The organism is Streptomyces sp. NPDC087844, from assembly GCF_044742785.1.
Classification (GTDB): Bacteria; Actinomycetota; Actinomycetes; order Streptomycetales; family Streptomycetaceae; genus Streptomyces.
The window spans coordinates 18639-43004 of sequence record NZ_JBIUVD010000020.1 but is presented as its reverse complement, the minus strand read 5'-3'; the positions used below and the strand labels follow the sequence as shown (position 1 = coordinate 43004).

General features: G+C 72.4%; 21 protein-coding genes and 1 riboswitch. Of the genes, 10 read left to right on the top strand and 11 right to left on the bottom strand.

Annotation, left to right across the window (positions count from 1 at the left end; translation table 11 throughout):
* Positions 1-301 precede the first annotated feature (301 nt).
* The 6 genes from ACIOKD_RS31190 to ACIOKD_RS31165 all read right to left on the bottom strand — a co-directional run bounded on the left by ACIOKD_RS31190 (position 302) and on the right by ACIOKD_RS31165 (position 7828).
* Complete coding sequence (locus ACIOKD_RS31190) at positions 302-1183, bottom strand: ECF transporter S component (RefSeq protein WP_402090621.1); 882 nt, start codon at positions 1181-1183, stop codon at positions 302-304.
* Positions 1180-2904 carry an ABC transporter ATP-binding protein gene (locus tag ACIOKD_RS31185; RefSeq protein ID WP_402090619.1) on the bottom strand — a complete coding sequence of 575 codons (1725 nt, stop codon included), beginning with the start codon at positions 2902-2904 and terminating at the stop codon, positions 1180-1182. The genes ACIOKD_RS31190 and ACIOKD_RS31185 overlap by 4 nt, the downstream gene beginning before the upstream one ends.
* Complete coding sequence (locus tag ACIOKD_RS31180) at positions 2901-4013, bottom strand: energy-coupling factor transporter transmembrane component T (protein WP_402090859.1); 1113 nt, start codon at positions 4011-4013, stop codon at positions 2901-2903. The genes ACIOKD_RS31185 and ACIOKD_RS31180 overlap by 4 nt, the downstream gene beginning before the upstream one ends.
* A 406-nt stretch (positions 4014-4419) precedes the next feature.
* Positions 4420-5127, bottom strand: coding sequence for an SCO2322 family protein (locus ACIOKD_RS31175; protein WP_402090617.1), 708 nt, complete (start codon positions 5125-5127; stop codon positions 4420-4422).
* Positions 5124-6479 carry a prenyltransferase/squalene oxidase repeat-containing protein gene (locus ACIOKD_RS31170; RefSeq protein WP_402090616.1) on the bottom strand — a complete coding sequence of 452 codons (1356 nt, stop codon included), beginning with the start codon at positions 6477-6479 and terminating at the stop codon, positions 5124-5126. Before ACIOKD_RS31170 ends, ACIOKD_RS31175 begins: the two co-directional genes overlap by 4 nt.
* Before the next feature lie 173 nt (positions 6480-6652).
* Positions 6653-6728: riboswitch (cobalamin riboswitch) on the bottom strand.
* Positions 6729-6823: 95 nt separating this feature from the next.
* Complete coding sequence (locus tag ACIOKD_RS31165; protein ID WP_402090614.1) at positions 6824-7828, bottom strand: PP2C family protein-serine/threonine phosphatase; 1005 nt, start codon at positions 7826-7828, stop codon at positions 6824-6826.
* 279 nt (positions 7829-8107) lie between these two features.
* Here ACIOKD_RS31165 and ACIOKD_RS31160 point away from each other — a divergent pair, with 279 nt between their 5' ends.
* Positions 8108-10240 (top strand): ATP-binding protein, encoded by a 2133-nt coding sequence (locus ACIOKD_RS31160; RefSeq protein WP_402090612.1) that lies wholly within the window; start codon positions 8108-8110, stop codon positions 10238-10240.
* A gap of 7 nt (positions 10241-10247) precedes the next feature.
* Here ACIOKD_RS31160 and ACIOKD_RS31155 read toward each other — a convergent pair whose 3' ends face one another.
* Positions 10248-11270 carry an MBL fold metallo-hydrolase gene (locus ACIOKD_RS31155; RefSeq protein ID WP_402090610.1) on the bottom strand — a complete coding sequence of 341 codons (1023 nt, stop codon included), beginning with the start codon at positions 11268-11270 and terminating at the stop codon, positions 10248-10250.
* Positions 11271-11483: 213 nt separating this feature from the next.
* Here ACIOKD_RS31155 and ACIOKD_RS31150 point away from each other — a divergent pair, with 213 nt between their 5' ends.
* From ACIOKD_RS31150 to ACIOKD_RS31140, 3 genes are all read left to right on the top strand, one after another.
* Positions 11484-12941, top strand: a complete 1458-nt coding sequence (locus tag ACIOKD_RS31150) for an aldehyde dehydrogenase (protein ID WP_402090857.1) — start codon at positions 11484-11486, stop codon at positions 12939-12941.
* 2 nt (positions 12942-12943) lie between these two features.
* Positions 12944-13177 carry a ferredoxin gene (locus ACIOKD_RS31145; protein ID WP_402090608.1) on the top strand — a complete coding sequence of 78 codons (234 nt, stop codon included), beginning with the start codon at positions 12944-12946 and terminating at the stop codon, positions 13175-13177.
* A 121-nt stretch (positions 13178-13298) separates the two neighbouring features.
* Positions 13299-13799 (top strand): hypothetical protein, encoded by a 501-nt coding sequence (locus ACIOKD_RS31140; protein ID WP_402090606.1) that lies wholly within the window; start codon positions 13299-13301, stop codon positions 13797-13799.
* Here the strand turns inward: ACIOKD_RS31140 and ACIOKD_RS31135 are convergent.
* The gene (locus tag ACIOKD_RS31135; RefSeq protein ID WP_402090604.1) at positions 13783-14436 is read right to left on the bottom strand and encodes a TetR family transcriptional regulator; all 654 of its coding nucleotides are present in this window, start codon (positions 14434-14436) and stop codon (positions 13783-13785) included. The genes ACIOKD_RS31140 and ACIOKD_RS31135 overlap by 17 nt on opposite strands.
* Before the next feature lie 230 nt (positions 14437-14666).
* Between ACIOKD_RS31135 and ACIOKD_RS31130 the strand changes: the two genes are divergently transcribed.
* The 3 genes from ACIOKD_RS31130 to ACIOKD_RS31120 are packed head-to-tail and all read left to right on the top strand — an operon-like array spanning position 14667 to position 18123.
* The gene (locus tag ACIOKD_RS31130; RefSeq protein ID WP_402090602.1) at positions 14667-16304 is read left to right on the top strand and encodes a glycosyltransferase family 4 protein; all 1638 of its coding nucleotides are present in this window, start codon (positions 14667-14669) and stop codon (positions 16302-16304) included.
* Positions 16298-17056, top strand: coding sequence for a class I SAM-dependent methyltransferase (locus ACIOKD_RS31125; RefSeq protein ID WP_402090600.1), 759 nt, complete (start codon positions 16298-16300; stop codon positions 17054-17056). Before ACIOKD_RS31130 ends, ACIOKD_RS31125 begins: the two co-directional genes overlap by 7 nt.
* A complete protein-coding gene (locus ACIOKD_RS31120) occupies positions 17053-18123 on the top strand; it encodes a prenyltransferase/squalene oxidase repeat-containing protein (protein ID WP_402090598.1) in 1071 nt (356 codons plus the stop codon). Before ACIOKD_RS31125 ends, ACIOKD_RS31120 begins: the two co-directional genes overlap by 4 nt.
* Before the next feature lie 32 nt (positions 18124-18155).
* On the opposite strand, the gene ACIOKD_RS31115 is transcribed toward ACIOKD_RS31120, so the two are convergent.
* Entirely contained in the window at positions 18156-18446 is a 291-nt protein-coding gene (locus ACIOKD_RS31115; RefSeq protein WP_248779391.1) for a hypothetical protein, read from the bottom strand.
* Positions 18447-18729: 283 nt separating this feature from the next.
* On the opposite strand from ACIOKD_RS31115, the gene ACIOKD_RS31110 reads away from it, so the two are divergent.
* From ACIOKD_RS31110 to ACIOKD_RS31100, 3 genes are read left to right on the top strand one after another with little or no spacing between them, the layout of a single operon-like run.
* The gene (locus ACIOKD_RS31110) at positions 18730-19953 is read left to right on the top strand and encodes a hypothetical protein (protein ID WP_402090596.1); all 1224 of its coding nucleotides are present in this window, start codon (positions 18730-18732) and stop codon (positions 19951-19953) included.
* On the top strand, positions 19950-21542 hold the full coding sequence (locus ACIOKD_RS31105) for a substrate-binding domain-containing protein (protein ID WP_402090594.1): 1593 nt from the start codon (positions 19950-19952) through the stop codon (positions 21540-21542). The genes ACIOKD_RS31110 and ACIOKD_RS31105 overlap by 4 nt, the downstream gene beginning before the upstream one ends.
* On the top strand, positions 21529-22317 hold the full coding sequence (locus ACIOKD_RS31100; protein WP_402090592.1) for a hypothetical protein: 789 nt from the start codon (positions 21529-21531) through the stop codon (positions 22315-22317). The genes ACIOKD_RS31105 and ACIOKD_RS31100 overlap by 14 nt, the downstream gene beginning before the upstream one ends.
* A gap of 16 nt (positions 22318-22333) precedes the next feature.
* Here the strand turns inward: ACIOKD_RS31100 and ACIOKD_RS31095 are convergent, their stop codons facing one another.
* Positions 22334-23341, bottom strand: coding sequence for an LLM class F420-dependent oxidoreductase (locus ACIOKD_RS31095; protein WP_402090590.1), 1008 nt, complete (start codon positions 23339-23341; stop codon positions 22334-22336).
* A 126-nt stretch (positions 23342-23467) separates the two neighbouring features.
* Complete coding sequence (locus ACIOKD_RS31090; protein ID WP_402090588.1) at positions 23468-24343, bottom strand: hypothetical protein; 876 nt, start codon at positions 24341-24343, stop codon at positions 23468-23470.
* Between the last annotated feature and the right edge of the window lie 23 nt (positions 24344-24366).

Here is a 24366-nt window from a genome sequence, read left to right as displayed (position 1 = left end):
GCCCTGACGTCAGCCCTGGCATGCGGCGGCGCCGAGGCCCTGAGGGGCACGTCGGCGCCTTGCGACTCCACCAATGAACCAGGCCGACGACGCGTCCGCAATGCCCCCTTTTGCTAGTTGTGGCCGTATCCGCCGCGAAAGGTCCTGCTGTGACGTGGCTCTCAACCCGCAGGTCAGCGGGGCTAAGGCCGTGGGCATGACAAGAGCTGCGGTCTACGATCGCCCATAGTGGAGGACCAAGGTCCTGTGGGCCGCCTCACGAGGTGCGCACGGTGCGCGTGACAGCACGTAGTTGCGGTTTCTACAGTGTGCGGCCGGGTGGTGTGACGGGCGCCGCACCACCGTGGTCGCCATCGGGGCCCGCGAACGTGACCGGCGTCTCGAAAGCCGCCCTGCGCGTGGCCCGGCGGAGCGCCTTGAGGACCGTCGCGCCGAGGGTGAGGGTCAGGACGACCGTCACCGTCGCCCGGCCCAGGTCCCAGCCGAGCGAGGTGGCCAGGCAGTACGCGACGAACCGGGCCAGGTTGGTGTGCACGGCGTCGTGCGCGTCGAAGGCCACGTTCGACGACAGCGCGTCCATGAAGGGCCAGCCCGCCAGGTTCATCGACGTGCCGTACGCGAAGGCCGCCATGAAGCCGTACGCGGCCAGCATCGCCAGTTCGCCCCGGCCGCGCAGCCGGTCCGGGCCCGGAAGCAGCCCCGCGCCCATCGTGAACCAGCCCATGGACAGCATCTGGAACGGCATCCAGGGCCCGACCCCGCCCGTGAGCAGGGCGGACGCGAACATCGTGACCGACCCGAGCACGAAGCCGAACCCCGGCCCCAGCACCCGCCCGCTCAGCACCATCAGGAAGAACATCGGCTCGATACCCGCCGTACCGGCCCCGATCGGCCGCAGCGCGGCCCCCGTCGCGGCCAGCACCCCGAGCATGGCCACGGCCTTGGGGCCGAGACCCGACTCGGAGATCGTCGCCGCGACGACCCCGACCAGCAGCACGAGCAGCCCCGCGAACAGCCAGGGCGCGTCCTTCGAGTGGGCGCCCACCTGCGAGGTCGGCCCGCTGAAGAAGGGCCAGGTCAGCGCGGCGAGCCCGATGGCACCGACCAGGACGAGGGCGGCGACGGAACGCGGGCCCAGCCGGATGGGTCGGGCCTGAGGCTGGGCACGGGGGCGGCTGCTCATGAGCGCACGCCCTCCGTCGGCTCGGACGCGCTCAGAGCCTCGCGCACCTGGGAGACCGTCAGCCACTTCTGCGGGGAGAGGACCTTGGTGACCTGCGGGGCGAAGGACGGGGAAGCGATGACGACCTCCGCCGTCGGACCGTCGGCGACGGGTTCGCCGTCCGCGAGGATGACGACCCGGTGGGAGAGCTCGGCGGCCAGTTCCACGTCGTGGGTGGCGAGGACGATGGCGTGCCCTTCGGCCGCGAGGGCTCGCAGCAGTGTGACCAGACGCGACTTGGCCGCGTAGTCGAGGCCGCGGGTCGGCTCGTCGAGGAGGATCAGGGGCGGCCGGGCCGTCAGCACGACCGCCAGGGCCAGGGTCAGCCGCTGCCCCTCCGACAGGTCGCGCGGATGCGTGTCGTCCTCGATGCCCGGCAGCAGCTCGGACACCAGGGCCCGGCAGGTGCCCGCCCCGGCCCCCGCGTCGGAGTCCGCCGCCGCGCACTCCCCGGCCACCGTGTCCGCGTACAGCAGATCCCGGGGCTCCTGCGGTACGAGGCCGACGTGACGGATGAGGGCACCGGGCGCCGTGCGATGGGGCTGGAGCCCGCCCACGCGGACCGAACCCGCCGCGGGAGGGACGAGGCCGACGAGGGCGGAGAGCAACGTCGACTTGCCCGCGCCGTTGCGGCCCATGAGCGCGACGGTCTCGCCGGGGGCGACGGACAGGGTGACGTCGTGAAGCACTTCGGTGCGGCCACGGCGGACGGCGAGGCCGGTGACCACCGCCGGGTGGGCGGTGAGGGGTGCCTCGGGCGGGCGCTTGCGGAAGAGCCGGGGGCGGCGGGCGGATGCCGCGCCACCCGCCACCGATGGCGCGGGGGTGGGTACGGGGCCGCGGGCGCCCGATCCCGCGTACGGGATGCCCTCCAGGCGGTCCCGCAGCGGACCCGCCCGGCGCCGGGCGTCCCGGACCGTCAGCGGCAGAGGGGACCAGCCGCCGAGCCGGCCGAGGGCCACCACCGGTGGGTACACCGGCGACACGGCCATGACCTCGGCCGGTGTGCCGAGCAGCAAGGGGGCGCCCGGGGACGGGAGGAGGGCGACCAGGTCGGCGTACTGCACGACGCGTTCCAGGCGGTGTTCGGCCATGAGGACCGTCGTGCCGAGGTCGTGGACGAGGCGCTGGAGGACCGCGAGGACCTCTTCCGCGGCGGCGGGGTCGAGGGCCGAGGTCGGCTCGTCGAGGACCAGGACGTCGGGGTGCGGGGTGAGGACCGAGCCGATCGCGACCCGCTGCCGCTGTCCGCCGGAGAGTGTGGAGAGGGGGCGGTCACGCAGGTCGACGAGTCCGAGCAGGTCCAGGGTTTCCTCGACGCGGCGGCGCATCACGTCCGGCGCGAGGCCCAACGACTCCATTCCGTACGCGAGTTCGTCCTCGACCGTGTCCGTGACGAAGTGCGAGAGCGGGTCCTGGCCCACCGTGCCGACCACGTCGGCGAGTTCACGGGGTTTGTGCGTGCGCGTGTCACGGCCCGCGACCGTCACGCGTCCGCGCAGGGTCCCACCCGTGAAGTGCGGGACCAGCCCGCTCACGGCATTGAGGAGCGTCGACTTGCCCACTCCGGAGGGGCCGACGAGCAACACCAACTCGCCCTCGGGAACGGCGAGTTCGATATCGCGGACAGTGGGCTCCGGCGCCCCGTCGTACGTCACGGAGACATCCTCGAAGCGGATCATGAGGGCTCCTTGCCGGGGTCCTGGAGAGCGGGGGCGGGGGCGGGGGTCGAGGTTGGGGTCGGGGTCGGGGCGACGAAGGCGGGGAGGAGACCGAGGAGGATCGCCGCGGCGGGCATGAGCGGAAGGGTCGGCGCGGTGAGGGGGACGACGCCGGGGTGCAGGGCCGCGTAGGCGTACGCGTCGGACGAGGCGTACAGGACGAGGAGTGCCGCGACGGCCGCACCGGACGCGGCGACGAGCCAGGCGCGCACGCCCCACGTGTCCGGCCGGTACCGGGTGCGCAGCGAGCGGCGTCCGCCCAGCCGCAGGCCAGCGAGGGCGGCGGCGAGTCCGGCGAGCAGCACGGGCAGACCGTAGGTGCCGCCCTCCGCGGTGAGCAGACCGTACGTGCCCGCGCAGACCCCGACCAGGCCGCCGAGGGTGAGGGCGGCGGTGGTGCGGCGTACACCCGGGGGCACCTCGGCGGAACGGCCGTACCCCCGCGCGTCCATCGCCGCCGCGAGAGCCACCGAACGCTCCAACGCGCCCTCCAGGACCGGCAGTCCGACCTGGAGCAGCCCGCGCAGCCCGCGGTCGGGACGGCCGCGCAGCCGCCGGGCCGCGCGCAGTCGCTGGACGTCCGCGATCAGGTTCGGGGCGAAGGTGAGGGCGACCACGACGGCGACTCCCGCCTCGTACAGGGCGCCCGGGAGTGATTTGAGGAGGCGGGCCGGGTTCGCGAGGGCGTTCGCGGCGCCCACGCAGATGAGGAGCGTGGCGAGTTTCAGGCCGTCGTAGAGGGCGAAGACCAGGCCCTCCGCGGTGACCCGGCCCCCGACGCGGATGCCCTGCGCCCAGTCGGGGAGGGGGAGTTCGGGGAGGGTGACGAGGGTGTGCGTGCCCGGGATGGGCGAGCCGAGGAGGACGGCGAAGGCCAGCCGGATGCCGAGTACGGCGAGCGCCAGCTTCACGAACGCGCCGTAGGAACGGGCCCAGGGAGCCTCCGTCCGGCGCGCCACCACCACATAACCGGCGACGCCGATCAGCAGGGCGAGGAGGAGCGGGTTGGTGGTGCGGGACGCGGCGGTTCCGAGGCCCAGGGCCCAGATCCACCAGGCGCCGGGGTGGATGGCGTTGGTACGGGTCGCGCGGGGGGCGCGGAGGCGTGTCCGGGCTGCGCCGGCGCCGGCCGGGGCCCCGGCCCCGCGACCGCGGGGTCCGGCCCGACCGGCCCGACCGGCCCGACCGGTGCTCTCCGTGCGGTGGGCGGTCGCGGGGGCGGCGTCGCTGGTCGCGCTGGTGGCGCTGGTGGCGCGTCCGATGGTTCTGGCGCTGCTTGTGCTGCTCGCGCTGCCCGCGCTGCTCGTGCTGCCCGCGCTGCCCGTGCGGTTCGTGCTGCCCGTGGGCCGGGCAGTGGGGCCGGGACCGCGGTCCTGGCCCTGAACCCGGTCCCGGTCCTGGCCCTGAACCCAGTCCCGGTCCCGGTCCTGGTCCTGGCCGGTGTTTTCGCCGGTGGTCATCGTCTGTGTCCCGTCGTCAGCCGCGGCGACGGCGGGCCTGCCAGGTCGCGGCTGCGCCCAGTACGGCCACGGCGGCGATCCCGGTCACCAGGCCCACCGAAGGCCCGCCGTCCCCGTTCCCGTCCCCTTCACCCTCCCCGGGTTCGCTCGCCCGGCGAGGCGATGAGGAGGTCGTGGGGCGGTCGCCCGACCCCGTGTCGTCCGACACGGCCTCGCCGCAGCCCGTGCGGGGGTAGCCCGCGATGGCGCACAGCAGGGCGTTCGTGTCGTAGCGCAGGGGCTTGGCGACGGCGGCGAGGGCGTCCGCGGTCGTCGCGTCCTCGTCGACGCGGGCGCAGGCCGTGCGCGGGCTCGGGTCCGGCGGCGTCGAACCGGCCGGCGCGTCCTCGGCCGTACCGAAGTCGAGCACGAGCGCGACCCGTTTGGCGCCCTCCCGTGCGGGCGTCTTCGCGCAGATCGCCGCGAAACCGCTCTCCCCACGGGGCTTCGCCGAGTGCTTCGAGTCCTCACTCACCGAGAACCGGAAGCCCTGGACGTCACCGTCGGACGGCCGCGCGGTCGACGGGCCCTGGGTCGCGTACACCCACGTACCGGCGGCGGCATCGCGGTCCCAGAAGGACCAGTAGCGATAGCCGACCGCCTGGGCCTGCCCCGCCGTGCCGAGTACGGCGAGCAGGAGGCCCAGGGCCAGCAGGGCGGGCAGGGCCGGGCGGCGGCGGGTCACGGCTGCCGCTGCTTCTTGGTACGGCTGCTGAGGAGGAAACCGACGCCGATGCCACCGACCAGGCCGACCCCGACGATCCACCAGACGCTGACCCCGCTGTCGTCGTTGTTCGCGTCCGCGTCCGCGTCCTGCGTGGCCTGCTTGTCGTCCTTGTTGTTCTTGTTGTCGTTGTCTGCGGGTTCTGCCGCCGGGCCCGTCGCGCCGAGCTGCTTCACCAGGTCGGCGCCGCCGAAGTCGCGCGGGTCCGTACCGGTGGCATGCGCCGCGAAGATCAGCTGCGCGTACGCGGCCGGGCCGCTCTCCGCCGCCCAGGAGCCGGAGTTCTTCTCCAGCCAGGCCAGCGGCTTCCCCGCGTCGGCCGTCCGGCCCGCCGCCGCGAGCGCGACGACCGTGTCGGCGGTGTTGCCGTGGTCGGGCTGGTCCTCGGCGCCCGCGAGGGCGGACTCCAGGTGACCGGTCCTGGCGACCGCGCCGACGAGGTACGCGGCGCCGTTGGCCGCCGCCTCCTCCGGGGTGGGGGAGTCGCCGCCCGCGCACTCGGCGGCCTTGGAGGCGCTGGAGGGCGTGGCGGACTGCCCGTCGTCCTCGGGGCCCGTCACCAGACCCTCGCCGAGTGCGCCGAGCACGCCCGCCGCCGTGGCGTCGGCGTTCGCCGCGAGCTTGCCCCTCTTGTCGGGCTGGAAGGCGAAGGCGCCGCCGTTCTCGCTGTCCTCGCCGTTCCCGTCGCCTTCGCCGCAGGGGAGGGCGAGGCCGAGCAGGGCGTCGTACGGTGTCCGGTCGTCCTTCGACCGCAGGTCCCGCGTGTCGGTGTCCGCGGCCTCCAGAGCCCCGATCACGACGGACGTCGAGTTGGTGTCGCTGGCGCCGCCGGGGAGGTAACCCCAGCCGCCGTCCTCGTTCTGCACGGACTTCAGCCACTTCACGGCCGCGTCTGCCGCGTCTGCCGCGTCCGCCGCTCCGGGCCCGGTGTCGTCGGCGTCGAGCGCGGCCAGAGCCTGGAGTGCGGCGCCCGTGCTGTTCGTGTCGACCTGTGTCTTGGCGTCGCACTTCGTGGCCGGGTCCGCGCGGTAGGCCGCGAAGCCGCCGTTCGCGCACTGCTGTCCGGTGAGCCAGTCGACGGCCTTCGCCGCGGGCTTCACGCCCACGGTGTGCTGGGCGAGCAGCGCCAGCGACTGCCGCCAGACGCCGTCGTACGTGGGGTCGGTGCTGCCGTACAGGGCGGAGGGAAGCGTCAGGGACGGGGACGGGGACGGGGACGCGGTGGGGGACTCGTCGGCGAGGGCGGCCGGCGCGAACGCCGTGCCGATCACGGCGGTGGCGGCCAGTACCGCGGCGCTGCGGCGGACAAACATGATCGGCGGGTGCCTCTCTGTACTCAGCGGTTCGCCGACGGGGGTGCCCCTTCGGCTCTCCCGGTGCGGGAGGAGCCGGGCAGCCCGGAGCCCCGGGCGGCTCGGCTCCGTATGCCTCGACGGTGCCGGTCACCGGCGGTCCCGGCGACGCGAGCCGGTCACGTTCCGTACGAGGCAATCCGGCTTGCCGCCCGGTGAAGAGGGGCGGCACACGGCTGCGGGTCAGCGCCGGATTTGCACCGGCTTCCCCCCGTACGGGTGTGATGACGACCTGCTCACTGTACCGGCCCGTAGGAATGCGGGTGCGGGCCGGCGGGGGCTGTTCGCGCAGTTCCCCGCGCCCCTTACGGGGCTTTCTGGCGGGCCGGGGTAGGGAGGTGGGTGGGCTGGCAGAGGATCAGGGCCAGGTCGTCCGTGGGGGGTGTGATCGTGTGGGTGAGGAGGCGGGTGTACAGGGTGTTCAGGGCCTCGTCGGGGAGGGGGTCCCGTAGGGCGTGGGTAGCTTCCGTGAGGAAGGGGAAGAGCGTGCCGTCGGGAGCGCGTGCTTCCGTCAGACCGTCGGTGTAGAGGAGGAGGCGGTCACCCGGCTGGAGGCGTACGCGGTACTGGAGGGGGTCGGGACGTAGCCCCAACGGGAGTGCGGCGACCGCGGGTTCGAGCAGTTCGACTCGCTGTCCGGAGCGCAGCGGCGCGGGATGACCGCAGTTGACCAGCCGGACCTCGCCCGGTGCGAACTCCGCGAGAAGCGCGGTGACGAAGTCCTCCGGGCCCAGGTCCGGCGCGAGACGTTCGTCGAGGCCGGACGCGAGGGACGGCAGGTCCGGCACGGTGTAGGCGAGTTCGCGGAAGCCGGCCACCGTCTCGGCGGTCAGCCGGACGGCCTCCAGGCCGTGTCCGCGCACGTCACCGACGAGGACCCGCAGGCCGAAGGGCGTCACGGCGACGTCGTACAGGTCTCCGCCGAGCGTCGACTCGCGCACGGCGCAGTGGTAGCGCGTGGAGACGTGCGTGCCGGCGAGGTTCCGGGAGAGCGGCCGCAGGATGGCCTCCTGGGTGATCCGCGCGACCTCGCGCGCCTCGGCGAGCCGGGCGAGGAGCCTGTCCCGCTGCCGCACGGCGTGCACGGTGAGCCCGCAACCGAACAGCAGTTGCGTGAGGGTGACGGCGGGCGAGATCTGGTCCAGCAGGAGCGCGGGGCCTGCGATGAGCACGCAGATCGCCGAAGGCGCGAGGAGGCGGCCCTCGGAGAGCTTGCGGAGGTCGCCGGACGTGCCGGACCGGGGAGGCGCGCCGAAGTCGCGTAGGCGCAGCCATCGGCCGAGTCGCGTCTCCTTGCTGTCGCGGGTCATCCGCTCGCTCCGCCCCTTCTCCGCCCCTCACGACGGTCTTCGCGCGACGGTCTCCGAATATCCCCTTCCGCTCCCGCGACGACGGGCAGTTGATCGGATCTCGACGCAATGTGCCCGGAAGTGACGGCGTGGGACCGAGTTCGTCCGCGGGTCGGGGGAGCGGTTCGAAGTGGCCCGCCGGCCGCGTCACACTGGCCGGGTTGCGCGATCCCGCGGGGCTCGCTCGTATGCCGTGCAGGGAACTGCCGTGCAGGGAACCGTGCGGGGAGGGGCGTTGCCGTGCCGCAGAACACGACGGCCGGGAGGTGGCCGGGGAACCTGCCGCCGGAGACCCGGAGCTTCGTCGGCCGACGACGGGAACTGGCCCGGCTCGACGAGCTGCTGGATCCGACGGACGGAGGGCACGGACGACGCCTGGTGACGCTCGTCGGGACCGGCGGCGTCGGCAAGACCCGGCTGGCCCTGAACGCCGCCCGCCGCGCCTCGCACCGGTACCCGGACGGCGTCTGGTTCGTGGAACTCTCGCCACTGCGCGCCCAGGGCCTGGTGGGCTTCGCCGTCGTGGAGGCGTTGCGGCTCGCCGACCAGTCGACGTCCCCGGTGACCGAGGTGCTCGCCGACTGGCTGGCGGACAAGGAGGCGCTGATCGTCCTCGACTCCTGCGAACACGTGCTCCCCGACTGCGCCGACCTCGTCCGCGCCCTGCTGCCCGCCGCGCCCGGCGTGCGGTTCCTGGCCACCGGCCGGGAGCACCTCGGCCATCCGTCCGAGCTCCGTGTGGAGATCGACCCGCTGCCGGTGGGAGACGGAGAAGATCCCGGCGGCCAGGAAGGGCGGCCGGGTGACGCGCTCGACCTGTTCGCCCAGCGGGCCGCCGAGGCGTGTCCCGGTTTCGTGCTCGACGAGGACTCGGCCGGCCCGGCCGCCGCCGTCTGCCGCCGGCTGGACGGCATCCCACTGGCCATCGAACTGGCCGCCGCCCGCCTCGGCGAACTCTCCCTGGGCGCACTCGACGAACGGCTCGGCGAGCGGCTGCCGTCCCCGCTCGACCTCCTCGCGGCGGAACCCGACGAGGGTCCGCTGCGGCACCGCACACTGCGCACGGCCATCGGCTGGAGCCATGAACTGTGCGCCCCTGTCGAGAGGTTGCTGTGGGCGAGGCTCTCCGTGTTCACCGGCGGCTTCGACCTGGCCGCCGCCGAGGACGTCTGCTCGGGCGGCCCCCTGCCCGCCGGACGGATCGCGGCCCTGCTCGAACGGCTCGTCGAGCAGTCGATCGTGCTGCGCCACCGCACGGACGCGCGGCGCTTCCAACTGCTCGACAGCGTGCGGGATTTCGGGGCCGAGTGGCTGCGCGCACTCGGTGAGGAGCGGACCCTGCGGCTGCGTCACCTCGACCACTACCGCAGCCTCGCGCGCGTCGGTTGCACGGAGTGGAACACCGGCCGCCAGCTGCTGTGGTGCGAGCGCGTGATCGCCGAACACGCCAATCTCCGTACCGCCATGGACTGCGCGCTGTCCGAACGCGACCGCCCCACCGCCCTGCGCTCGGCGGCCGACATGGGCTTCCTGTGGCGCCACTGCGGATATCTGCGGGACGCGCAGCACTGTCTCGACCAGGTGCTCACCGCCGATCCGGCGCCCGGTCCCGACCTCGTACGGGCCCTGTGGGCGAGGGCCGCGGTCGCCCTCCTGCAGGGCGACCTGGACAGCGCCGAACGCTGGGCGGCGGTATGTACGGCGGCGGCCGTGGACCAGGGCGACGCGGTGGCGGTCGTCGGCGCCGCCTACGTCACCGGCGGGCATCTGCTCCTGCGCGGGCGGCTCGGCGAGGCGCTGGTGGTCCTGGCCGCGGCCGACCTGCTTCCGGTCCGCGACGACTGGCTGGGCTCCGCGCAGCTCCAGGTGCGGCTCGCGCTCTCGATGACGCACCTGCTGCGCGGGGACCTGGCCGGCGCCAGGGCGGTCGCCGACGAGGTCCGCGCGGAGAGCGTGCGGCGCGGCGAGCGCTGGGCGGGCGCCTTCGCCGACTGCTTCGTCGCCCACATCGACCTGGCCGAGGGCGACCCGGCCGCGGCGGCGCGCAACGCCCGTACGGCCGTCGTGGCGCACTCACTGCTGAACAGCACGCTCGGTGTCGCCCACACCCTCGACATCCTGGCCTCGGCGGTGGTGGCGACCGGTGACGGGCAGCGCGCGGCCCGGCTCCTCGCGGTCGGCCAGCGCATCTGGGAACGCCTCGGCAGCGCCCAGCTGCAGTCACCGGACCTGATGTCCGCCCGCCGCGCCTGTGAGGATCTGGTCCAGGAGAAGATCGGCGCCGAGGCCTACACGCGGGCGTACGCGGAGGGGCTGGCCATGTCGTACGAGCGGGGCATCGCCTACGCGGTGGAGGACGCCGACGGCAGCTGACGTTCCGTCAAACCGCTCTGTACGTCACCGGGTCGCTGCCCGGTACCGGCTCCGCGCGGCCCAGTTTCACCAGGCGGCGCAGATGGGCCTCCGCCTCCGAGACGGCGATGTTCCTGGAGCCGTACGGGATGTCGGCCCAAGGGCGGTTCCACTCCATCCGCCGGGCGACCTGCCACACGGTGAGCGGGGTGGAGAGAAGGTCGAGGAGGCCCGTGAGGCGTTCCTCGTGGTGGTCCAGCAACTCCCGTACGCGGGAGGGGGCGTCGGTGAAGGCGTGCAGATGGGCCGGGAGCACCTCGGCCGGGCCGAGGCTCCCGATCCGCTCCAGGGAGTCGAGGTAGTCGCCGAGCGGATCGGGCTCGCTGTCGTCGTCCGGGTCCTCGTACAGCCCGATGTGCGGGGTGATCCTCGGCAGGAGGTGGTCGCCGGAGAACAGCCGCCCGTTGCCCGGCAGTCGGGCTGGGTGGTCCTCCTCCAGGTGGAGGCAGACATGGCCGGGTGTGTGGCCCGGGGTCCAGACCGCGCGCAGGTGCCGGCCGGCGAGGTCCAGGAGTTCGCCGGGGACGATCTCCCGGTCGGGGAGCGCGGGGGAGAGGCCGGGGAGCCGCGAGCGGGCGGTGCGCAGCGGTGCCACATGCTCCTCGGGCGCGCCCGCGGCGGTCAGCTTGTCCGCCATGTACGTGAACCAGCGGCCGGGCCTGGTCTCGCGGGTCCGCCGCACGATGGCGATGTCGGCGGCGTGCATGGCCACCCACGCGCCCGACGCCTCGCGCACCTTGGCCGACAGGCCGTGGTGGTCCGGGTGGTGGTGGGTGATCACCACGCCGTGGATCTCCGCGACGGCCGTCCCGCAGGTGAGGAGCCCCTCGGTGAGCGCGTCCCAGGAGGCCGGATCGTCCCAGCCCGTGTCGATCAGCACCGGTCCGCGGTCGGTGTCCACGACGTACACGAGCGTGTTCCCGAGAGGGTTGTCCGGGATGGGGACCTCGACGGACCGTACGCCCCCGCCGTGATCGGTCACCTGTGGCATGGGCTCCCCTGTCGCCGACTCCCGACTCCCGGCCACTATAACTAGAACCGGTTCCAATGGGAGTGCTGTGCGCTCCGTGGACTCCTCCAAGTGGAACTGGTATCAGTTTCAGTGTCTGATGCACCGTCAGGAACCTACCGCCAGGTACGCACCGCCAGGAACGCACCGTCAGGTACGCACCGTCAGTGAATGTCCTCGGAGAGGCAGTCGGTCATGACCGAACTCGTGGAACACGCACAGCTGTTCATCGGCGGCGAGCTGACCGCTCCCAGCGGCCGGGACGTCATCGAGGTGGTCTCCCCGCACACCGAGGAGGTCATCGGCCGGGTGCCGCACGCCTCGCGGGAGGACGTCGACCGGGCCGTCGCGGCGGCGCGCACCGCCTTCGACGAAGGGCCCTGGCCGCGGATGTCCCTCGACGAGCGCATCGAGGTGGTCACCCGGATCAAGGACGCGATCGCCGTACGGCACGAGGAGATCGCCCGGGTCATCTCCTCCGAGAACGGCTCCCCGTACTCCTGGAGCGTCCTCGCGCAGGCGCTCGGCGCGATGATGGTGTGGGACGCGGCGATCACGGTCGCACGGGGCTTCACGTACGAGGAGACGCGCGACGGAGTGCTCGGGAAGATCCTCGTACGGCGCGAGCCGGTCGGGGTCGTCGCGGCCGTCGTCCCCTGGAACGTGCCGCAGTTCGTGGCGGCGGCCAAACTCGCGCCCGCCCTGCTGACCGGCTGCACGGTCGTCCTCAAGCCGTCGCCCGAGTCGCCGCTGGACGCGTACATACTCGGCGAGATCGCCAAGGAGGCCGGGCTGCCGGAGGGGGTCCTGTCGATCCTGCCCGCGGACCGCGAGGTGAGTGAGTACCTCGTCGGGCATCCCGGCATCGACAAGGTCTCCTTCACGGGGTCGGTCGAGGCGGGGCGGCGCGTCATGGAGGTCGCCTCGCGCAACCTCACCCGCGTGACCCTGGAACTGGGCGGGAAGTCGGCGGCCGTGGTCCTGCCGGACGCGGACATCGAGACCTCGGTGCCGGGCATCGTCTCGGCGGCCTGGATGAACAACGGCCAGGCGTGTGTCGCCCAGACCCGCATCCTGCTGCCGCGCTCGCGCTACGACGAGTTCGCGGAGGCGTTCACGGCGGCGGCGAACGCACTGGTGGTCGGCGACCCGCTGGACCCCGCGACCCAGGTCGGCCCGCTGGTCGCGCGGCGGCAGCAGCAGCGCAACCTCGACTACATCCGCATCGGCCAGGAGGAGGGCGCCAAGATCCTCGCCGGCGGCGGTCGCCCGGCCGGTCTGGACCGGGGCTGGTACGTCGAGCCGACGCTCTTCGGCGGCGTCGACAACTCCATGCGGATCGCCCGCGAGGAGATCTTCGGCCCGGTGATCTGCCTACTCCCGTACGGGGACGAGGCGGAGGCGGTGAAGATCGCCAACGACTCCGACTACGGGCTGAGCGGGAGCGTGTGGACGGGTGATGTGGCGCGGGGCATCGACGTGGCCCGGCGGGTGCGTACCGGCACGTACTCCGTGAACACCTTCAGTCTCGACATGCTCGGCCCGTTCGGCGGCTACAAGAACTCGGGGCTGGGGCGGGAGTTCGGGCCCGAGGGCTACGGCGAATACCTGGAGCACAAGATGATCCATCTGCCGGCCGGCTGGGAGGTCTGAGGATGGGCGACCGCTGGCATGTGGAGGTCGACCGTTCGCTCTGCATCGGGTCGGCCCAGTGCACGCATCTCGCCCCGACCGCCTTCCACCTCGACTCCGCCATGCAGTCCCACCCCACGGTCGCCGGGACGGACGCCAACGAGAAGATCCTGGAGGCGGCGGAGGGGTGCCCCGTGGAGGCGATCATGATCACCCTGCTGGGTGGCGGGGAGACGGTGTTTCCGCCCGATGAGTGAGCCGGCTCCGGCCGCCCGGGGCATCTGAGTCCCCCTCAGGTGAGTGACTCAGGAGGTCTGTGGGAAACTCCGTGTCACTGCCCCGGGCGCCTGGCCCGGGGGTGTCGTACAGGGGGCGGCGATGCGTGCAGTGGCGCTGACGGCGGGTGCCGCGGTGGCGGCCGTACTACTGGCGGGGTGCGGCGCCGGAACCGGTGACGGCGGTGCCAAGTCGCCCCGGTCGAAGGGCGGTTCCGCGTCCGCCTCTCCGGCGGAGGAGACGCGCCTGAGTCGCGCCACGGTGTGGCGGAACATACGGGTGGTGGTCGCCGCCGGCGGCTTCGACGGTGTCGACGACGGCGGGACGCCCGCCCGGTGCAGGGTGATCGCCACCGTGCGCACGGACGGCGAGCCGAAGGCTGCCGCCGTCTCGAAGGTGGTGGCCGATCTCAAGGGCAGAGGCTGGGAGCAGGTGTTCCGCAAACCGGAGGACGGTGGCGTCACCTGGTTCCTGACGAGGGCGAACTGGGGCATGTACGTCTTCCTGAGTGCCCCGTCCGCGGAGAACCCCGGCGCCCCGCTGTTCACCCTCTCCGCTATGCGACTCGACTGCTCCTCCGTGACGACTACCCCCTCTCCCTGACCTCCGGCAGGTCGATCAGGCGGCACACCGTCTCGATGTCGATCTTGACCTGGGCGATCGAGGCGCGGCCGGAGAGCCAGGTGATCAGGGCCGAGTGCCAGGTGTGCTCGATCACGCGGACGGCGGAGAGCTGGGCGGGGGTCGGATCGTCGAGGCCCATGGCGTCGAGGATGATCACCGTGGTCTGGCGGGAGACCTGGTCGACCTCCGGGCTGACGCTGCGGTCGGCGAACGTGAGCGCGCGGACCATCGCGTCCGCGAGATGCGGCTCGCGCTGCAGCGCGCGGAACGCCCGCATCAGCGTCTCCGCCACCCGCTCCGCCGCCGTGTCCCCCGACGGCGGCTTCTTGCGGAGCGTGCCGTGCATACGGGCCAGCTGGTCCTGCATGGTCGCGACCAGCAGATGCACCTTCGACGGGAAGTAGCGGTAGAGCGTGCCCAGGGCCACCTGGGACGACTCCGCGACCTCCCGCATCTGTACCGCGTCGAAGCCGCCCCGGCTCGCCAGCTGCGCGCTCGCGTGCAGGATCCGCCGTCGTCGCGCCTCCTGGCGCTCGGTGAGCGGGGGAGTGACCGGCTGCGCGGCCCGTACGGGCGGCTGCGCGGCCTTCGCCGCAGTCTTGGCTTCCGCAGGCATGGATCCCGTTCCGTGACGTTCGTGCGACAGAGGGCGGTGGGTGGGCGGGGGCGGGTCGGGTTACAGCAGAGCAGAGGTCCCGCCGTGGCGTGAATCACCCGATCCACCGCTCACAGGAGGGCTACCTGCCGGTAGATTCAATGCTCCCTGAACGATCAAGTCTGAAACTTGTTCTAGATTACCGTCCCGAAGTAATCTCGCGGGAACGTGCTGGAAGAAGGGGGCCGAGAGTGACCCATGAGGCCGTGGAGGCAGGCCTCCACGCGGGCTCGGCCGCCGACGCCGACCGACCGCTGCGCATCGCGCTCCTCACCTATAAGGGGAACCCGTTCTGCGGCGGCCAGGGTGTCTACGTACGTCACCTCTCGCGCGAGCTCGCCCGGCTGGGCCACCACGTCGAGGTGATCGGCTCGCAGCCCTACCCGGTGCTCGACGAGGGCGAGGGCCTGGACGGGCTCTCCCTCACCGAGCTGCCCAGTCTCGACCTGTACCGCTCCCCCGACCCCTTTCGTACCCCCGGGCGCGACGAGTTCCGCGACTGGATCGACGCCGTCGAGGTCGGCACGATGTGGACCGGGGGCTTCCCCGAGCCGCTGACGTTCTCACTGCGTGCCCGCCGCCATCTGCGGGCCCGGCGCGGCGACTTCGACGTCGTGCACGACAACCAGACGCTGGGGTACGGGTTGCTGGGGGACGTGGGTGCGCCGCTGGTCACCACCATCCACCATCCCATCACCGTGGACCGGCAGTTGGAGCTGGACGCCGCCGGGAGCCGCCGCAAACGGGCGTCCGTGCGGCGCTGGTACGCCTTCACGCGCATGCAGAAGCGCGTCGCGCGCCGGCTGCCGTCCGTGCTCACCGTCTCCGGCACGTCCCGCCAGGAGATCGTCGACCATCTCGGCGTACGCGACGAGCGGATCCACGTCGTCCACATCGGCGCCGACGCCGACCTCTTCTCGCCCGATCCGTCCGTGCCGAAGGTGCCGGGCCGGATCGTCACGACCTCCAGCGCGGACGTTCCGCTCAAGGGCCTCGTCTTCCTTGTCGAGGCGCTCGCCAAGGTCCGCACCGAGCACCCCGCCGCCCACCTCGTCGTCGTCGGCCGACGGGCCGAGGACGGGCCGGTCGCCCAGCTCATCGAGCGGTACGGGCTGGAAGACGCCGTCGAGTTCGTGAAGGGCATCTCGGACGCGGAACTCGTCGACCTCGTCCGGTCCGCCGAGGTCGCCTGCGTGCCCTCCCTGTACGAGGGGTTCTCCCTGCCCGCCGCCGAGGCGATGGCCACCGGTACGCCGCTGGTGGCCACCACCGGCGGCGCCATCCCCGAGGTCGCGGGCCCCGACGGCGAGACCTGTCTGGCCGTTCCGCCCGGCGACGCGGGGGCGCTGGCCGCCGGCCTGAGCAGGCTGCTGGGTGACCCCGGTCTGCGCGAGCGCCTCGGCTCGGCCGGGCGGGCACGCGTACTGGAGAAGTTCACCTGGGCCCGCGCCGCGGAGGGCACGGTGGCGCGCTACCGCGAGGCGATCGCGGAGACGGCCCGCTCCACGCCCTCCCACCGAAACCACCCGGCGACGGCCCCGCAGTCCCGCCCGGCGTCCGGCCCAGCGGCCGGCCCAGCGGCGCCTGCGTCCGTCGGCCCGGCGTCCGGCCCAGCGGCGCCTGCGTCCGTCGGCCCGGCGTCCGGCCCAGCGGTGCCTGCGTCCGTCGGCCCGGCGTCCGGCCCAGCGGCGCCCGCGTCCGTCGGCCCGGCGCCCGGCCCAGCGGCGCCCGCGCCCGCCGGCCCCGCGTCCGCCGCCCCCGCGACCCCGGCGGACTCCGCCGCCACCCCCGTGGACACCCCTCACCGCGAAAGCAGGACCACGTGCTGACCGTCGACTTCTCCCGGTTTCCGCTTGCCCCGGGGGACCGAGTGCTGGATCTCGGGTGCGGGGCGGGACGCCACGCCTTCGAGTGCTACCGGCGCGGCGCCCAGGTCGTCGCGCTGGACCAGAACGGCGAGGAGATCCGCGAGGTCGCCAAGTGGTTCGCCGCGATGAAGGAGGCGGGCGAGGCACCGGAGGGCGCCACCGCCACCGCGATGGAGGGCGACGCGCTGCGACTGCCCTTCCCCGACGAGTCGTTCGACGTCGTCATCATCTCCGAGGTGATGGAACACATCCCCGACGACAAGGGTGTACTCGCCGAGATGGTCCGGGTGCTCAGGCCCGGCGGGCGGATCGCGATCACCGTGCCGCGCTACGGGCCCGAGAAGGTCTGCTGGTCGCTGTCGGACGCGTACCACGAGGTCGAGGGCGGCCACATCCGTATCTACAAGGCGGACGAACTGCTTGGCAAGATCCGCGAGGCGGGCCTGCGGCCGTACGGCACGCACCACGCCCACGCCCTGCACAGCCCCTACTGGTGGCTGAAGTGCGCGTTCGGCGTCGACAACGACAAGGTGCTGCCGGTGCGCGCGTACCACAAGCTCCTCGTCTGGGACATCATGAAGAAGCCCCTCGCCACCCGGGTCGCCGAACAGGCGCTCAACCCGCTGATCGGCAAGAGCTTCGTGGCGTACGCGACCAAGCCGCACCTGCCCGTGGCCACCCTCGGCGACGCCGCCCAGACGGACGCTTCGTGACGACTCCGCGCACCGAACACCTCGTCCTGACCGGGGTGCTCACCGCGGAAGAGGCCGCGCAGACCGTCCGGGGCATCCTGGCCGTACAGCGCCCCGACGGTGCCATCCCGTGGTTCCGCGGTCACCATCTCGACCCGTGGGACCACACCGAGGCCGCCATGGCCCTGGACGCGGCCGGCGAGCACGAGGCCGCCGCCCGGGCGTACGAGTGGCTGGCCCGGCACCAGAACGAGGACGGCTCCTGGTACGCGGCCTACGCCGACGGGGACGCCGCCGACGTCACCGACCGCGGCCGTGAGACCAACTTCTGCGCGTACATAGCCGTCGGCGTGTGGCACCACTACCTGGCGACCGGCGACGACGCCTTCCTGGACCGCATGTGGCCCTCGGTGATCGCGGCGGTGGAGTTCGTCCTGGAACTCCAGCGGCCGGGCGGGCAGATCGGCTGGAAGCGCGAGGAGGACGGCACGGCCGTCGAGGACGCGCTGCTGACCGGGAGTTCGTCCGTCCACCACGCGCTGCGCTGCGCGCTCGCCATCGCCGAGGAGCGCGAAGAGCCGCAGCCCGACTGGGAGTTGGCGGTGGGCGCGCTGCGCCACGCGATCCGCCGGCACCCCGAGCGGTTCCTCGACAAGGACCGCTACTCGATGGACTGGTACTACCCGGTGCTGGGCGGCGCTCTGACGGGCACCGAGGCGAAGGCGCGCATCGAGCGGGGCTGGGACCGGTTCGTGGTCCCGGGGCTCGGCGTGCGCTGCGTGGTGCCCAACCCGTGGGTGACGGGCGGCGAATCGGCCGAACTCGCCCTGGCCCTGTGGGCCGTGGGCGAGTCCGACCGCGCTCTGGAGATACTGCAGTCGATCCAGCACCTGCGCGACCCGGCGACGGGCCTGTACTGGACGGGTTATGTCTTCGACTCACGGGCGATCTGGCCGGAGGAACTCACCTCGTGGACGGCGGGCTCCCTGCTCCTCGCCGTGGCCGCACTGGGCGGTGACGAGCCGACCTGCGCGGTCTTCGGCGGCGACCGCCTGCCGTTCGGACTGGACCCCGACTGCTGCCAGTAGGGGTCCAGCCGCGTACGCGGCCAGGATAAGGATCAGCTGCGTACGCGGTTGGCTATCGCGTGCCCGATGAAGAGGTAGACGACGGCGGCGAGACCGTAGCCCGCGACGACCCGTGCCCACTGCTCGTCGAACGTGAACAGGTCGTGCGACCAGCCGGCGAGCCAGCGTGCGGAGTCATGGATGAACTGGACGAACGAATTGCCCTGGTTGGCGTCCAGGAGATACATCAGGATCCAGAGGCCGAGAATGAAGGCCATGATGTCGGCAACGATGGCTACTACGCGGCCGGCTGAATGGGAACCGTTGCGATATCGAGAGGACATGTCATGCGAGTAGCCCTTGAATCCCGTATGAAACCTCGCGGCGCGGTGAAGAGCCGGATGACGCTCGTGTCCCGACTCTCCTCATGATGGTTCGTCAGCCTTTATCCTGGTCTCCAACTGCCGTTCGCCGTGAGGTGGTTCGGCGGTCAGCGCAGTCACCGACGATCCTGCCCCACAGTAGGGGGAGACGCCGGTGCCCGCGAACAGAGCCGAGAGACCCGCAAGCCCCGAAAGACCCGCACGGTCCGCGAGACCCGCCCGGTCCGATCCACCCACCGGGCCGGTGCGCCCCGCGGAGGAACCCCGGCTCGCCGTCGGCGGACCCGTTCGGAGCCGGCTGCGCCGCACCCTGGCTCTCACACTGCCCGTCCCCGTCATCGGCCTCGTCCTGCTCCTGGCCTCCGGCCATCTGACGCTGCCGCTCGACCGGATCGTCACCATCGAGGCGAAGATGGCCTCCAAGCGGGACTTCTTCGAGAATCCCGGGGTCCGGCGCATCCTCATGAAGCACGGCTTCCGGGTGCACATCACGCGCATGGGCTCCCGGGACATCGCCACGCAGGACGTCGCGGGGTACGACGTCGTCTTCCCCTCCGGACAGCCCGCCGCGGACCTGATCACACGGCAGCGCGCGAAGGCCGGCCATCCCGTCCTCACCTACCGGCCCTTCGTCAGCCCCATCGTCCTCGCCACGTACCGGGAGTACGCCGAGACGCTGCACGACGCGGAGATCGCCAGACCCCAGTCGGCCGGTGCCGCCGACGGCTCCTCCGAGCCGCTGTACTACACGCTCGACATGGGCAAGTTCCTGCAGCAGACGAAGCAGGGCAGGCGATGGGACGACCTGGGCATCGAGAAGCACGGCGTCCACAACGGCAACAAGATCCTCGCCCAGACCTCTGACGTCTGCGAATCCAACTCCGGTGGCACCTACCTCGGCCTCGTCTCCTTCGTGTGGCACGGCAACGAGGCCCCCGGCAACGGCAAGGACGCCGACAGGCACGCCCGGGACATCAAGGAACTGCTCATCGAACAGGGACTGCCGGGCTCCGAGCGTGCCGAGACCTACCTGTCCGTGGACGGCAAGAGCATCGCGCCGATCTCGGTGATCTACGAGCACCAGTTCCTGGCCCACCAGATCCGCTACGAGGCCGAGCACGGCACGCCGGACAACGGACGCCTCCTGCTCTACCCCTCGACCCGGTTCGTCACCGAACCCCAGCTCGTCGCCCTCACCAAGGACGGCGAACGGCTCGGCGAACTGGTCACCGAGGACCCCGAACTCCAGCACAAAGCCATGGAGTTGGGCTTCCGGGTGCGGGACGCCACCAGCGACTCGACCAGCGACCAGCTGGCGGCCTTCCTGGCGGACCGCGGTATCCAGGTGCCGGTCACCTCGGCCGACGACACCAAGGCCGTCCTCCCCCGCCTGCCCCTGCTGGAACGGATGATCCAGACAGTCGGCGAGTGCCCGCCCGCGCAGCCGTCGCAAGGGGGCGCCAAGTGAGGCGCGCGCTGGGCGTGCTGACGCTGCGTCTGACCATGGCGCTCACCCTGGCCATGACCGGCGCCTGCTCCGGCGGCGACGAGGACCGGACCACCCTGCGCGTCCTCGCCGGCCCCGATCTCGCCGTACTGGAGCCGCTGCTCGACGATTTGCGGTCCGAGACCGGGGTCGAACTGGAGATGGACTACCAGGCCGACGCCGACACCGGCGAGGCGCTGGCCGCCAACGGAAAAGGCGGTGGCGGCCACGAGGCCGCCTGGCTCTCCACCGACCGCTCCTTCCAGCTGCGCCACAAGGACACCGCCCGGGGGCTGCTGCGCACCCCGACCATGCTCTCGCCGGTCGTGGTGGGCCTGCGCCCGGACGCGGCACGCGCACTTCACGCGAAGTCGGCTGACGACGACCTCAGTTGGGCCGACCTCGCCGACGCCGCGGCCACCGGCACCGTACGCTTCGGCATGGCCGACCCGCGGCGGACGGGGACCGGCCTCGCCGCACTCGTCGGCGTCGCCACCGCGGCGGCCGGCACCGGCGGCGCCCTGCGCGAGGACGACGTCTCCTGCGACCGTCTGCGCGGCTTCCGCTCCGGGCAGCGGATCACCGCCGCCTCCACCCGCGACCTGCTCGACGACTTCGTCGACCACCCCGGCACGGCGAACGCGCTCATCACCTACGAGTCCGACCTCCTCGCCCTCAACTCCGGCGGCCGGCTGAAGGAGAAACTGGAGATCGTGCGCCCCAAGGACGGCACGGTCCTCGCCGACTTCCCGCTGCTCCTCCTCGACCGGGGCCGTCGGGCCGCCTACGAAAAGGTTGTGGAGTGGCTCAGGCAGGACTCCGTACAGCGGAAGATCATGCGGACGGCACTGCGGCGCCCGGTGAACCCGTCGGTCACCAGGGAGGGACGACTACGGACACCGGTCGGCAACGCGCTCTACTTCCCCGACCGGCCGGACGTCTTGGAGCGCCTCCTCGACGACTACGGAGATCCCGGCCACCGCGTCGCGGACCAGATCGTCTTCCTGCTCGACTTCTCCGGCTCGATGCGTGGGGAACGCATGGCGGAGCTGCGCGAGGCCTTCGCCGACCTCAGCGGCGCGGACTCCTCGGCGACGGGCGCCTTCGCCCGCTTCTACCAGGGCGAACGGCTGACCGTCGTACGGTTCGGCGAGCGGGTCCTGGAGGAGCGGACCGTCACGGTCCGCGGGCCGCGGGACCTCCGCACCCTCGCCGACGTCGTCGCACGCGGCGGCTACGGCGACGCGACCGCCGTCTGGACCGCGCTCGACCACGGCTACCGTACGGCCTCCTCCGCGAGGGCCGACGAACCCGAACGGCCGGTGTCCGTCGTGCTGATGACGGACGGCGAGAACAACGCGGGCATCGCGTACGAGGAGTTCGTACGCCGTTACGAGGCGCGGCCCGCCGAGACCCGTGCCGCCGTCCACACCTACCCCGTGCACTTCGGGGATGCGGACGCCGTGGCCCTTCGGCGCGCCGCCGCGAGGACGGGCGGTCGCATGGTGGACGCGGACGCGCGGGGATCGTCCCTTTCCGAGGCGTTCAAGGAGATCCGTGGCTGTCGTTGACGCGCAGTGGTGGGGTGTGTGGTGGGCGTGGATGACGGTGTGGCTCGTCACCGCCGCAGGTCTGGTGACGCTCGGTGCCGTGCTGGTGCGGCACGTGCGTGAACGCGGACGCGGACGGCGGAGCGTGGGGCAGCGGTCCGCGTACAGCGTCTGTTTCTACCTGGACGAGAAGGCGGTGATGGACCTCTACCGGATCGGCAACTACAGCGCGGCGCTGGAACAGGCCGTCGAGCACCGCACCAACGTCAACACCAGCGTGGGGCTGTGGGGCAGGCTGCTGCCGTGGACCGTCAAGGCCAGCCGGGACGTCACGCAGGAGAAGTTCAGCAGCTATGTGGCCAAGAGCGAGCCGATCTCCGTGATCGGGATGCTTCTGGACGCCTTCGAGCGGGCCGACGTCATCGTCCACGCGGACCTGCGCACCGGGGACGTCACCCCGAACCGCGCGCTCGCCGAGGCGCTCGGCCCCGACGCCGGGCGGGGCGGTGTCGCGCTCAGCGACATCGAGGAGTTCGTCTCGGTGCGCGGCCGCTTCCTGGTGGAGCCGGGGTCCGAGCCGGGCGCGGAGTCGGAGACGGCGGAGGGGATCGTGCTGCGGGCGCCGTACGGAGATCCCGGGCAGCCCGCTCACGTCCGTGTCACGTGCGCCGCCGGTGGGTTGCGCAACGAGCGCCTCAACGGCGGGACCTTCCAGGCGCGTTGCCTCGGCAAGATGACCGGGTGGCGGGAGGACACCCGCGAGGTCACGCTGGAGGCGATAGCCATTTTCCGCTGACGGCGCGCTCCGCCGTTCAGTTCAGGTCGGCCAGTGTTCGGAGCGTGTGTGGGTCGGGTGACAGGAGGAGCAGGTCCGTCACCGGCCCCTTGCGCCACAACTCCAACCGTTCGGCGATCCGTTCACGCGGCCCGATCAGGGAGATCTCGTCCGCGAACGCGTCCGGCACGGCGAGCACCGCCTCCTCCCGCCGCCCCGCCAGGAACAACTCCTGCACCCGCCGGGCCTCCTCCTCGAAGCCCATCCGAGCCATCAGATCGGCATGGAAATTGCGGGCCGCGTGCCCCATCCCCCCGATATAGAAGCCGAGCATCGCCTTCACGGGCAGCAGTCCCTCGGCGACGTCGTCGCAGACCTTCGCACGGGCCATCGGAGCGACAAGGAAACCCTCGGGCGCCGCGTCCAGCGAAGCCTCGTACACAGCCGTCCGCGTCGGCGACCAGTACAACGGCAGCCAGCCGTCCGCGATCCGCGCCGTCTGGGCGATGTTCTTCGGCCCCTCGGCCCCCAGCAGCACGGGCAGTTCGGGCCGGAGCGGGTGCGTGATGGGCTTGAGGGCCTTGCCCAGCCCCGTGCCGTCGGCGCCCCGGTACGGGTGCGAGTGGAAGCGGCCGTCCAGTTCGACCGGGCCCTCGCGCCTCAGGACCTGGCGTACGACATCGACGTACTCCCGGGTCGCCGTGAGCGGTGACTTCGGGAACGGGCGCCCGTACCAGCCCTCGACGACCTGCGGTCCTGACAGCCCGAGGCCGAGCATCACGCGCCCTCCCGACAGATGGTCGAGCGTGAGCGCGTGCATCGCCGTCGTGGTGGGGGAGCGCGCCGCCATCTGGGCAACCGCCGTACCCAGCTTGATCCTTGAGGTCTGTGCGGCGATCCAGGTGAGCGGGGTGAAGGCGTCCGAGCCCCAGGACTCGGCGGTCCACACCGAGTCGTAACCGAGCCGTTCCGCCTCCAGTGCGAGGGGCACATGGTCCGCCGAGGGGCCGCGACCCCAGTAACCGAGGGCGAGTCCGAGCCGCATACACCACTCCTGACGATCCGTCAGATGCCAGTTGGCCGGGCCGACTGTACGGGAACGGCCCTCCGCCCGGAAGAGCTCCGAAGAGCACCCTGGGCGGAGGGCCGTGACGGACCGGCGGTGACGGGGTCAGCCGCGCTGGATCCCGGACGTGTCCTGCAGCACACCGCGGCGGCCGTCCTGCGTCTGGGCCACCAGGCTCGGACCGCGCTGCTCGACGGCCAAGTACCACGTGCCCGGCGCCAGTTCGGCGATCGGTGTGGGCGAACCGTCCTCCGCGAACAGCGGACGGGCCACCGGCACCGCGAACCAGAACGGCGCGAAGTCCCCGGCGGGCTGCTGCGCCTGCGGGGCCGGCGCCTGCTGGGGCTGACCGGGCTGCGGCTGACCGGGCTGGCCACCGTACGGCTGGCCCTGCTGGGGCTGACCGGGCTGTCCGGGCTGTCCGGGCTGGCCACCGAAGGACGGACCCGGCTGCTGCTGGGCGCCCGGGTAGCCGTAGCCACCCTGCGGCTGACCGCCGTAGGGCTGCGGGGCGGCCGGCTTCGGGGGCGGCAGGAGCGCGCCCTTGAGGGCAGGGACCAGCGGGGTGGCGATCGCGGCACCGGCGAGCACCAGGGTGGCGATGAAGCTGAGGATGAGGCCGGTGCCGCTGCCGATGGCGTCACTGCCACTGTTGTTGTCGAAGCCGCCGGCCGGGTCGAAGATGTTCCCGAGGGCGCTCCAGGCGGCGAACACCGTGAAGGCGACACCGAACGGGCCGAGGTCGAGACCGGCGACCTTCGGCGCCTGCGGCAGGCCGCGGGCGACGACGATGAGCGCGGCGCCGATGATGCCGGCCAGGGTGACGCTCAGATGGACCGGGCCACTGCCCCAGGCGTTCGGGATGTCGGCGCTGTCGGGGGCCCCGTCGATCGAGTAGATGTCGAGGAACGACGCGATCAACAGCAGAACCGCTGCTCCGATCACCACGCCGTCGCCTCGACTGAGGGAGCGGATATTCACTTCAGGTCCTTCGTCAGTCGTCT

Coding starts and splice junctions, on each gene's coding strand:
- ACIOKD_RS31145 (WP_402090608.1), top strand. CDS start 12,944: ATGGGCGACCGCTGGCATGTGGAGGTCGACCGTTCGCTCTGCATCGGG.
- ACIOKD_RS31135 (WP_402090604.1), bottom strand. CDS start 14,436: ATGCCTGCGGAAGCCAAGACTGCGGCGAAGGCCGCGCAGCCGCCCGTA.
- ACIOKD_RS31140 (WP_402090606.1), top strand. CDS start 13,299: ATGCGTGCAGTGGCGCTGACGGCGGGTGCCGCGGTGGCGGCCGTACTA.
- ACIOKD_RS31190 (WP_402090621.1), bottom strand. CDS start 1,183: ATGAGCAGCCGCCCCCGTGCCCAGCCTCAGGCCCGACCCATCCGGCTG.
- ACIOKD_RS31150 (WP_402090857.1), top strand. CDS start 11,484: ATGACCGAACTCGTGGAACACGCACAGCTGTTCATCGGCGGCGAGCTG.
- ACIOKD_RS31095 (WP_402090590.1), bottom strand. CDS start 23,341: ATGCGGCTCGGACTCGCCCTCGGTTACTGGGGTCGCGGCCCCTCGGCG.
- ACIOKD_RS31165 (WP_402090614.1), bottom strand. CDS start 7,828: ATGACCCGCGACAGCAAGGAGACGCGACTCGGCCGATGGCTGCGCCTA.
- ACIOKD_RS31155 (WP_402090610.1), bottom strand. CDS start 11,270: ATGCCACAGGTGACCGATCACGGCGGGGGCGTACGGTCCGTCGAGGTC.
- ACIOKD_RS31185 (WP_402090619.1), bottom strand. CDS start 2,904: ATGATCCGCTTCGAGGATGTCTCCGTGACGTACGACGGGGCGCCGGAG.
- ACIOKD_RS31170 (WP_402090616.1), bottom strand. CDS start 6,479: ATGTTTGTCCGCCGCAGCGCCGCGGTACTGGCCGCCACCGCCGTGATC.
- ACIOKD_RS31115 (WP_248779391.1), bottom strand. CDS start 18,446: ATGTCCTCTCGATATCGCAACGGTTCCCATTCAGCCGGCCGCGTAGTA.